This is a genomic window from Pseudomonas machongensis, assembly GCF_034961125.1.
GTDB classification, from domain to species: domain Bacteria; phylum Pseudomonadota; class Gammaproteobacteria; order Pseudomonadales; family Pseudomonadaceae; genus Aquipseudomonas; species Aquipseudomonas machongensis.
This window is the reverse complement of the sequence record NZ_JAYFUI010000165.1, coordinates 1-9855: the sequence shown is the minus strand read 5'-3', so window position 1 is coordinate 9855 and position 9855 is coordinate 1. Positions and strand designations below refer to the sequence as shown.

Genomic DNA, 9855 nt, shown 5'->3' with positions numbered 1-9855 from the left:
GCTGATCGATAGCCTCAAACCCGATGTCGTCCTGCTGGACACCCGCATGCCGGGCCTCGATGGCCTGCAGGTGGCGGCGCGTCTGTGCGAACGCGAGGCGCCACCGGCGCTGGTGTTCTGCCTCGATGACGACGAGCAGGAGGCATTCAGCCAGAGCGCCCTCAGCCATGTAGGTCGCACGACCCAGCCCCAGGCCCTGCGTGACGCCTTGCGCAAGGCGGAAAAACCCAACCGCGCCCAGCTCGCCGCCCTGACCCGCCCGTCCATTGAAAGCGGAGGCGGCCCGCGTAGCCATATCAGTGCGCGAACGCGCAAGGGTATCGAGCTGATTCCCCTGCCCCAGGTGATCTACTTCATTGCCGACCACAAGTACGTGACCCTGCGCCACGAGTCTGGCGAAGTGCTGCTGGACGAGCCGCTGAAATCGCTGGAAGACGAATTCGGCGAGCGCTTCGTGCGTATCCATCGCAACGCCCTGGTGGCCCGCGAGCGTATCGAGCGCCTGCAGCGCACACCGCTGGGGCATTTCCAGCTGTTTCTCAAAGGCCTCGGCGGCGATGCCCTGACTGTCAGCCGCCGGCATGTGGCCGGTGTGCGCAAGATGATGCAGACGCTCTGACCGAGGTGAATGCCGGCCGCTGCCAGGGATGGCGGGCCAGGTGATGACCTGGATCTGCTAGCGAGGCTGGCGGAGCTGTTATCATCGGCGGCATTTCTCTGCTTCGGGGCGTTACATGTCCACTCGCGAAATCCGCATTGCCACCCGTAAAAGTGCCCTGGCCCTGTGGCAGGCCGACTATGTCAAAGCTCGCCTTGAGCAGGCCCATCCGGGCCTGGTCGTGACACTGGTGCCGATGGTCAGCCGCGGCGACAAGCTGCTCGACTCGCCCCTGGCGAAAATCGGCGGCAAGGGCCTGTTCGTCAAGGAACTGGAAACCGCCCTGCTCGACAACGAAGCCGATATCGCCGTGCATTCGATGAAGGATGTGCCCATGGACTTCCCCGAAGGCCTGGGGCTGTACTGCATCTGCGAGCGCGAAGACCCGCGCGACGCCTTCGTTTCCAACACGTTCGACAGCCTTGAGGCGCTGCCGGCCGGCAGCGTCGTCGGCACCTCCAGCCTGCGCCGCCAGGCCCAGTTGCTGGCGCGCCGCCCTGATCTGGAAATCCGCTTTCTGCGCGGCAACGTCAATACCCGCCTGGCCAAGCTCGACGCCGGTGAGTACGACGCCATCATCCTGGCTGCCGCAGGCTTGATCCGCTTGGGCTTCGAAGACCGCATCACCTCCAGCATCAGTGTCGATGACAGCCTGCCGGCCGGTGGCCAGGGTGCTGTCGGTATCGAGTGTCGCAGCGCCGACAGCGAGATCCACGCCCTGCTGGCGCCGCTCAACCACCCCGATACCGCTGACCGCGTGAAGGCCGAGCGGGCGATGAACAAGCACCTCAACGGTGGCTGCCAGGTGCCGATCGCCTGCTATGCCGTGCTTGAAGGCGATCAATTGTGGCTGCGTGGCCTGGTCGGCCAGCCCAGTGGCGGGACGTTACTGATGGCAGATGCCCGCGCCCCGCGTGCCGACGCCGAAACCCTGGGCGTGCAGGTGGCCGAAGACCTGCTTGGGCAGGGCGCCGAGGCGATCCTCAAGGAAGTCTACGGCGAGGCCGGCCATCCGTGAGCGGCTGGCGCCTGCTGCTGACCCGCCCCGAAGAGGAGTGCGCGGCTTTGGCGCAGAGCCTGGCTGCTGTCGGAATCGCCAGCAGCCGCTTGCCCTTGCTGGCGATCGACCCGCTGACCCTGGATCAAACGGCCCAGGCGCGACTGGCCGACATCGGCCAGTACCAGGCGATCATCGTGGTGAGCAAGCCTGCGGCGCGCCTGCTGCTCGAGCGGCTTGCCGACGAGGGCATCGCGGCGCCGCTCCAGGGCTGGTTCACTGTGGGGGAGGCGACGGCACGCATTCTCCAGGCTGCCGATCTGCAGGTGACGTTCCCTACAGCGGGTGATGACAGCGAGGCCTTGCTCGGTCTATCTGTCCTGCGAGAGGCTGTCGCAGTTCCTACAGCACGCGTCCTGATTGTCCGTGGTGTCGGTGGTCGTGAATGGCTGGCCGAGCGTCTTGGTGAGCAAGGTGCTAGTGTCGATTATCTGGAACTGTATGAACGTCGCCTGCCGGATTATCCCCCAGGCAGCCTGATGCGCCGGATCCAAGCGGAACGCCTGAACGGGCTGGTGGTCAGCAGTGGGCAGGGTTTCGAACACCTGCTCCAGCTGGCCGGTGCGGATTGGCCGCGTCTGGCGGGGCTTGCGCTGTTCGTGCCAAGCCCGCGCGTGGCCGAACAGGCCAGGGCGGCAGGCGCCCAACAGGTTGTGGATTGCCGTGGCGCGAGCGCTGCGGCCTTGCTGGCAGCCGTGCAGCGCAGCGCTGCACCTGCCTCCTAAGGCGTCGAGCGGATTGCGGCGACGCCCCCATGCAAAGGATGGATACGTGAGCGAGACTGTCTTGTCCAACAACGAACAACCTTCGGCGATCGATGCGCCGCAGACTCCCGTCGAGCAGCCGGCAAAGCGTGCCGGCAATGGCCTGGCCCTGCTGGCGCTGTTGATCGGCGCCGCCGGTGTGGCCGTCGGTGGTTGGGGCGCATGGCAGGTGCGCCAACTGCAAGGCAGCGAGCAGGGTCAGGGCGAGCATATCGAGGCGCTGAACCAGCGCGCCGAAGCGCTGCAACAACGCCAGCAGCAATTCGGCTCGCAACTCGCGACCTTGCCTGCAGCCAGCGAACTCGAAGACCGCCGCCGTCTGGTGGCACAGTTGCAGAGTGACCAGCAAAGGCTCAGCCAGCGCCTGGAAACCGTGCTTGGCGAAAGCCGCAAGGAGTGGCGTCTGGCCGAGGCCGAGCATCTGTTGCGCCTGGCCACCCTGCGCCTGTCGGCGCTGCAGGACATCGCCAGTGCCAAGGCGTTGGTCGAAGGTGCCGACGAGATCCTGCGCGAGCAGAGCGATCCGGGCGCCTTCGCGGCGCGCGAGCAACTGGCGCGCAGCCTGGCGACGCTCAACAGCACGCAGCAACCCGACCGTACCGGATTGTTCCTCAAGCTCGCCGCCCAGCGCGAGCAGGTACAGCAACTGAGTGCCCAGTCGCCTGAGTTCAACAGCGATGCCGATGCCCTTGGTGCGCTGACCGCCGACGGCGATGGTGCAAGCCGCCTGTCCCGGTGGTGGGCAGAGATTTCCAAGTACTTCCAGATCGATTTCGACGCCGACCAGAACGTACGCCCGTTGCTGGCCGGGCAATCGCTCAACCAGCTGCGTCTCGCGCTGAGCCTTACCATCGAGCAAGCCCAGTGGGCGGCGCTCAATGGGCAGGCCAAGGTCTACAGCCAGGCGCTGGACGATGCGCGCAGCGTGCTGCTGGCCAACTTCAACCCGGACAACCCGCAAAGCAAGGCCATGCTCGACAGCCTCAACGCACTGGCCGAGCAGCCCGTCTCGGTGGTCGTGCCTGACCTGAGCGAAAGCCTCGCCGCCGTGCAGGCCTATATCCAGCGGCGCCATCTGCCGGCCGAAGGCGAAGGGGGCAAGCCATGAAGCGTGTCTACCTGCTGGCGGTGGTGGCGATCGTCATCGCCGCGGCCTTGGGCGTCGCCATTGCCAAGCACAGTGGCTACGTGCTGATCGCCTATGGCGGCTTCCGTTACCAGTCTGGGCTGTGGGCGGCGCTCGCGGCACTGGTGGTGCTGGTGCTGGCGCTGCTGTTGCTGCGTTACCTGGTCGGCCTGGTGCTGGCCTCCAGCGGAGTGGTCAACCCTTGGTCGCGACGCAATCGCAGCCGACGTGTGCGTATCGCCATCGAGCAGGGCCAACTGGACCTCGCCGAAGGTCGTTGGGCCAGCGCCCAACGCCACCTGCACCGCGCCGCCGAAGCCGAGCGTCAACCCTTGCTCTACTATCTCGGCGCCGCCCGCGCGGCCAACGAGCAGGGGCGCACCGAAGACAGCGACAACCTGCTCGAGCGCGCCTTGGAGCGTCAGCCCCAGGCGGAGCTGGGTATCGCCCTGACCCATGCGCAGCTGCAGATGGACCGCGGCGACAGCGACGGTGCCTTGGAAACCCTGCTGGCGATGCAGGCACGGCATCCGCACAACGCCCAGGTGCTGCGTTTGCTGCAGCGGCTGCACCGAGATCGCGGTGACTGGCCGGCGTTGATCCGCCTGCTGCCGGACCTGCGCAAGGGCAAGGTGCTGCCGGGCAACGAGCTGGCCGAGCTGGAGCAGCGTGCCTGGGGCCAGAACCTGACGCTGGCCGCAACCCGGGGCGAGGACTCTCAAGCCGCCCGCCAGTCGCTGGAGCGCGCCTGGCAACAGCTCACCTCGGCCCAGCGCCAGGAGCCGCAACTGGTGCTGGCCTATGCCGAGCAGCTGCGCCAGGTCGGCGCCCAGGGTGAAGCCGAGCAGGTGCTGCGTACTGCGCTGAAGCGTCAGTTCGAAAGCCACCTGGCGCGTCTTTATGGCCTGGTACGCGGCGATGACCCGGCGCGCCAGTTGCAGACGGCCGAAGGCTGGCTCAAGGATCATCCCCAAGACCCCAGCTTGCTGCTTACCCTGGGTCGCCTGAGCCTGCAGAACCGCCTATGGGGCAAGGCGCGCGACTACCTCGAAAGCAGCCTGCGCATGGAGCGTAACCCGGAAACCTGCGCCGAGCTTGCGCGCTTGTTGGCTGGGTTGGGCGAAACCGAGCGCAGCAACCAGCTGTTCCAGGAGGGCCTTGGCCTACTGGACGAGCGCTTGCTGGCCTTGCCGTTGCCTGAGGGTGTGCACGCTTCCTGAGCTCGCCTGGGCCACTGCGTAGCCCGATCGCAACACCAGGCAGCACCTGCTGCCTGGTGTTGCGATCGGGCACATCCAATGGGCTATTTCCCGTGGCAGTGGTAGGACGGTATCTGCCCAGTGGCGAAGCTTCGGATATCTCCTACCAAGATCCGAAAACTTTCCCTTTGAATCAGCGACTTGTCCCAGCTGTAGTAACTTGAAACAGTGATCCTCTTTCCTCTACCGTTTCAAGCCCCTACTGCTCTTCCGGGATTTCCATCACTCATGTCGCTGGCTCGCTCGCGCTCCTTGTTCTTTGCAGCCTTCTTCGCCTCGCTCGCCACCTTGAGCGGGGCGAGTTTGCTTGAGAACTGGCTCGGCCTGGTTCCGTGCCCTCTGTGCCTGACCCAGCGCCTGTTGCTGGGGCTCTACGCCCTGGTCTGCCTGTGCGCCATGCTGCATGCCCCGGGTGCAGCCGGCATGCGTGTCTATGCGTGGCTGGCAGGTGGTTTTTCCTGTGCCGGTGTCGCGCTGGCGTCACGACAGGTGTGGCTGCAAGGTGAGTGGCTTGCGGTTACCCCCGAACCTTTCGCGCATACACTCCAGCGCTCCTGGCCAGAGGCGTTGGAGCGTCTGCTGATCGGCGGCTCCGAATGTGTTTCGATCAGCTGGAGCTTCCTCGACCTCACGCTCCCCGAATGGAGCCTGATGGCCTTCCTGCTGCTGACGGCGCTGCCCTTGTACTACCTGCTGGCGTATCGTTTCCGCAACCCTGGCGGCAGTTGACCCAGCGCAATTGCGCGACCAATGGTCCCGTGCATGGGCATCAAACGCTTGTATGAACTTAGTCCACTGCGTACCTTGATGGTCAGCACGCGCGGGAATAATCTCCCCTGCACGCACATTGAAAACATACGGTTCGATGCCGCTCTGCGGATGTCACCTTTGTGTCGCGCAGTTGTGACGCGAGGTGCAGCGGCATCTGCCCAGCTAGGGATGAGACTGCCATGCTCGATAGTTGCCAGAACGCCCAGGAACGATGGGGTGGGGTTCACAAGCTGATCGACCGTTGGCTGGAGGAGCGTCATGAACTGGTGCAGGCCTTCCGCGCACTGCGCGATGCCAAGCCAGCCTTCGCCGACAAGGACAAGAACCGCGACTTCTGCGCGATCCTGGTCGACTACGTGTCGGCCTGGCATTTCGAGGTCAGCGAGCAGTTGGTCACTGAAGCAAAGGCTTTCGGCGACGAGCAGGCGCTCAAGCTGGCCGAGGAAATCACCCCCCGGATCAATGACATCACCCAGATCGCTCTGGCTTTCAATGACCATTGCGAGAAAGGCGAGTGCACGGATACCGAGCGTTTCGCCGATAAGCTCGGCAAGCTGGGCAGCCTGTTGCACGAACGCTTCGAGCTCGAAGACTGCCTGATCGAAGTGCTGCACAACGCGCACAAGGAAGAGGATGCGGTACAGGCCTGACGGCCTGTCTCAGTCGCCAACTGCCAGCAGTTCGATTTCGAACACCAGCGGGGTATAGGGCGCGATCAGGTCGCCCGCCCCATCGGCGCCATAAGCCTGCGCCGACGGAATCACCAGTCGCCACTTGGCGCCTGCCTTCATGTGTGGCAATGCCACCTGCCATCCTTCGATCACCGAGCCCAGGCTGAACCACTGCGGTTGCTGGCTCTGGTCGAACACCGAGCCGTCCGGCAGCTTGCCGACATACCGAACCTGCACTTTCCCACCCGCCTTGGGTTGCGCGCCGCTGCCGCTGGCCAGCTCGCTGTAGAGCACACCCTCGGGCAGTTCGTGCACGCCGTTGCGGGCGCGCTCGTTGGCCATGAAGCGTTTTTCTGCGACCAGCAGCTTGTCGACCTGCGCCTGCTGTGCGGCAGCGTTGGCTTGCTCGTCATGCTGTTGGAGGATCGCCTGCATGCGCGTCTTGTCGATGCGCGGCGGCTGGCCTTGGTAGGCCTGGCGCAGACCCTCGACCAGCTCATCTAGCTGCAGGTCGGGCATCTCCTGGCGCAGGCGTTCGCCAAGGCTTGCGCCGAGGCTGTAGGCCAGGTCCTGGTCATTGGCGGGGGGCGTTTGAGGGGCGGCCAGGGCAGAGGCTGCCAACAGGCTCAAGCCGAGAATCAGATAACGAGGCACGGGCAACTCCTGCGGCGATGAAGGCGAAGTATGCCAGCCTTTGTTGTCGGCCAATGTGTAAATGTCAGCAATCATTTAATCGACTACTACACTTGCACCGAGCTGCAAGATAACAACTTTGCCCAGGCATGCAACGCGGCGCAAACAATACTGTCAACATGCCCTAGCGGCGGTAGCAGCAGAAGCATAGTATGAGCCGCAATCTCGTCAGCCAGGAGGTAAGCCATGTCGGCCAAAAAGAAGCCCGTCAGTACGCCGTTGCATCTGCTCCAGCAACTTTCCGGTAGCCTGCTCGAACATCTGGAAGAGGCTTGCTCGCAAGCGCTGGCGGATGCAGAGAAACTGCTCGCCAAGTTGGAAAAACAACGCGGCAAGGCGCAGGAGAAACTGCACAATGCCCGCCTGAAGTTGCAGGACTCTGCCAAGGCCGGCAAGGCCAAGGCACAAAGCAAGGCCCAAGGGGCTGTCGGTGAACTTGAAGCACTTCTCGATTCGCTGAAAGATCGCCAGACCCAGACGCGTACCTATATTCAGCAACTCAAGCGTGATGCCCAGGAGAGCCTGAAACTGGCCCAGGGTGTTGGCAAGGTGCGTGAAGCCGCTGGCAAGGCACTCGGCCTGCGTGCGGCAGCCAAGCCTGCGACCAAGGCTGCTGCAAAACCTGCCACCAAGGTCGCGGCCGCCAAGCCTGCCACCAAGGCTACTGCTGCCAAGCCCGCCGCCAAGGCACCCGTGAAAACCGCCGCTGCCAAGCCTGCTGCTAAAGCCGCCGCCAAACCGGCCGCTGCCAAGGCTCCGGCCAAAGCGGTAGCCGCCAAGCCTGCTGCGAAAACCGCTGCGGCCAAACCTGCTGCTACCAAATCCGCTGCCAAACCTGCTGCTGCCAAGGCCCCGGCCAAGCCAGCAGCCAAAGCAGCTGCGGCCAAACCTGCGACCAAGCCAGCTGCTGCCAAGCCGGTTGCCGCCAAACCAGCAGCCAAACCGGCAGCCGCTAAACCTGCTGCGAAGCCCGCTGCTGCCAAAGCTCCAGCCAAAGCCGCCGCCAAGCCGGTTGCAGCCAAGCCTGCAGCGGCTGCCAAACCAGCAGCTAAACCAGCAGCCAAGCCAGCGGCAGCCAAACCTGCCGTGAAGCCAGCAGCGGCAAAACCGGCTGCGAAACCGGCAGCCAAACCCGCCGCGAAACCTGCCGCCAAGCCAGCTGCCACCAAGGCTCCTGCCAAGCCTGTCGAAGCCAAGCCCGCAGCTCCTGCTGCCAGCAGCACTCCGGCTTCTCCAGCGCCATCGGCTCCGGCCAGCACCCCGGCTCAGTCGCCGTCTTCGGCGTCCTGAAGCGCTCTGGCCGCGGCGCGCAACTGGTGCAGCGCGTCGTGGTCACGGGCTTGGTCCGGCGCTAGCCGCTCCAGCCAATCGTCGGCGTGTCCGTCCGGGCTCGCCGACCACTTTGCGGCGCACGTCTGCAACCGCGCCAGCAAGGCTCGCTCCGCCTCTAGTTCCAACCCTTTCACCTGCTCCCGTAATGCCGCCAGGTGCGGATCGCCTTGTGCCTGTGCACGCCACGCCTGACGCAGCGTGCGCAAGGGTGTAACCACCTCTTGCTGCCAGGGGCCGGCTACTTGCCGTAGTGCTTCCACTCGCCGCGCATCGGGGGCTACCCGCCGTGCCTGCAGCCAGGTGCCGCACAGCAGCAGGCAGACATCGCCGCCCAAGGCCTGCAAGGTCAGGCAGGCATTCTCGACCCCTGGACGGCCGTAGAGGGCCAGGGCGTGGTTCCACAATTCGCTGTGCATGATTCGACTCGTGCCAATGATCGAGTGGCCTGTGTGGGCCACCCGGAAGCTGATAGACTCCGCGACCATCATGATCAGACTATCCAACCTCACTTTACAGCGTGGTCCTCAGCGCTTGCTAGAAGGCGCCGAGATGACCCTGCACACCGGTCACAAGGCCGGCCTCATCGGCGCCAACGGCGCCGGCAAATCCAGCCTGTTCGCCCTGCTGCGCGGTGAGTTGTCGCCCGACGCCGGCGATTGCCAGATCCCCGCCGATTGGCGCATCGCCCACATGCGCCAGGAGGTCGACACCCTCGATCGCCTGGCGGTGGACTATGTGCTCGACGGCGACCTGCGCCTGCGCAAGGTTCAGGCTGACCTGGCCGCTGCCGAGCAGGCCCATGACGGCACGGCGCTGGCGCGCCTGCACAGTGAGCTGGACAGCGCCGACGGCTACACCGCCGACGCCCGCGCCCGCAAGCTGCTGGCCGGGCTGGGCTTCACCGCCGAGCAGATGGATCGCCGCGTCGGCGACTTCTCCGGTGGCTGGCGGATGCGCCTGAACCTGGCCCAGGCGCTGATGTGTCCGTCCGACCTGCTGTTGCTCGACGAGCCCACCAACCACCTGGACCTCGACGCAATTCTCTGGCTCGAAGACTGGCTCAAGGGCTACCCAGGCACGCTGCTGCTGATCTCCCACGACCGCGACTTCCTCGATGCCGTGGTCGACCATGTGCTGCATGTCGAACAGCGCAAGCTCAATCTCTACAAGGGCGGCTACAGCGCCTTCGAGCGCACCCGCGCCGAGCGTCTGGCGCAGCAGCAACAGGCTTACGAAAAGCAGCAGGCGCAGCGCGCGCACATGGAAAAGTACATCGCCCGCTTCAAGGCCCAGGCCACCAAGGCCCGCCAGGCGCAGAGCCGGATCAAGGCCCTGGAACGCATGGAGGAGCTGTCGGCGGCGCATGTCGACTCGCCGTTCGACTTCGTCTTCCGCGAAGCCCACAAGATCTCCAGCCCCCTGCTCGACCTCGCCGAGGGACGCCTGGGTTATGGCGACAAGACCATTCTCGAGAAGGTCAAGCTGCAACTCACCCCCGGTGCGCGCATCGGCCTGCTTGGCCCG

General features: G+C 64.9%; 11 protein-coding genes. 9 read left to right on the top strand and 2 right to left on the bottom strand.

Features of this window, described 5'->3' with window-relative positions:
- From VA602_RS15325 to rsd, 7 genes are all read left to right on the top strand, one after another.
- Positions 1 to 619 (top strand): LytR/AlgR family response regulator transcription factor (locus VA602_RS15325; protein ID WP_323453643.1); only part of this gene is annotated, 619 nt, incomplete at its 5' end.
- 115 nt (positions 620 to 734) lie between these two features.
- Positions 735 to 1676, top strand: coding sequence for a hydroxymethylbilane synthase (hemC, locus tag VA602_RS15320; protein WP_112897100.1), 942 nt, complete (start codon positions 735 to 737; stop codon positions 1674 to 1676).
- Complete coding sequence (locus VA602_RS15315; protein ID WP_063542134.1) at positions 1673 to 2440, top strand: uroporphyrinogen-III synthase; 768 nt, start codon at positions 1673 to 1675, stop codon at positions 2438 to 2440. The genes hemC and VA602_RS15315 overlap by 4 nt, the downstream gene beginning before the upstream one ends.
- Before the next feature lie 46 nt (positions 2441 to 2486).
- Positions 2487 to 3587: a uroporphyrinogen-III C-methyltransferase gene (locus VA602_RS15310; RefSeq protein ID WP_054891616.1), complete on the top strand. Its 1101-nt coding sequence runs from the start codon at positions 2487 to 2489 to the stop codon at positions 3585 to 3587.
- Positions 3584 to 4825 (top strand): heme biosynthesis HemY N-terminal domain-containing protein, encoded by a 1242-nt coding sequence (locus tag VA602_RS15305; protein ID WP_323453642.1) that lies wholly within the window; start codon positions 3584 to 3586, stop codon positions 4823 to 4825. The genes VA602_RS15310 and VA602_RS15305 overlap by 4 nt, the downstream gene beginning before the upstream one ends.
- A 267-nt stretch (positions 4826 to 5092) precedes the next feature.
- The gene (locus VA602_RS15300) at positions 5093 to 5593 is read left to right on the top strand and encodes a disulfide bond formation protein B (RefSeq protein WP_153772498.1); all 501 of its coding nucleotides are present in this window, start codon (positions 5093 to 5095) and stop codon (positions 5591 to 5593) included.
- A 221-nt stretch (positions 5594 to 5814) separates the two neighbouring features.
- Complete coding sequence (rsd, locus tag VA602_RS15295) at positions 5815 to 6285, top strand: sigma D regulator (protein ID WP_323453641.1); 471 nt, start codon at positions 5815 to 5817, stop codon at positions 6283 to 6285.
- A gap of 9 nt (positions 6286 to 6294) precedes the next feature.
- Here rsd and VA602_RS15290 read toward each other — a convergent pair whose 3' ends face one another.
- Positions 6295 to 6960, bottom strand: a complete 666-nt coding sequence (locus VA602_RS15290) for an FKBP-type peptidyl-prolyl cis-trans isomerase (protein ID WP_323453640.1) — start codon at positions 6958 to 6960, stop codon at positions 6295 to 6297.
- A gap of 225 nt (positions 6961 to 7185) precedes the next feature.
- Between VA602_RS15290 and VA602_RS15285 the strand changes: the two genes are divergently transcribed.
- The gene (locus tag VA602_RS15285; protein WP_323453639.1) at positions 7186 to 8289 is read left to right on the top strand and encodes an AlgP family protein; all 1104 of its coding nucleotides are present in this window, start codon (positions 7186 to 7188) and stop codon (positions 8287 to 8289) included.
- Here the strand turns inward: VA602_RS15285 and VA602_RS15280 are convergent.
- Complete coding sequence (locus tag VA602_RS15280; RefSeq protein WP_197889739.1) at positions 8265 to 8747, bottom strand: TIGR02444 family protein; 483 nt, start codon at positions 8745 to 8747, stop codon at positions 8265 to 8267. The two genes, VA602_RS15285 and VA602_RS15280, sit on opposite strands and share 25 nt — an antisense overlap.
- A gap of 70 nt (positions 8748 to 8817) precedes the next feature.
- On the opposite strand from VA602_RS15280, the gene VA602_RS15275 reads away from it, so the two are divergent.
- The coding region (locus VA602_RS15275; protein WP_323453638.1) for an ABC-F family ATP-binding cassette domain-containing protein at positions 8818 to 9855 on the top strand (1038 nt) is incomplete at its 3' end.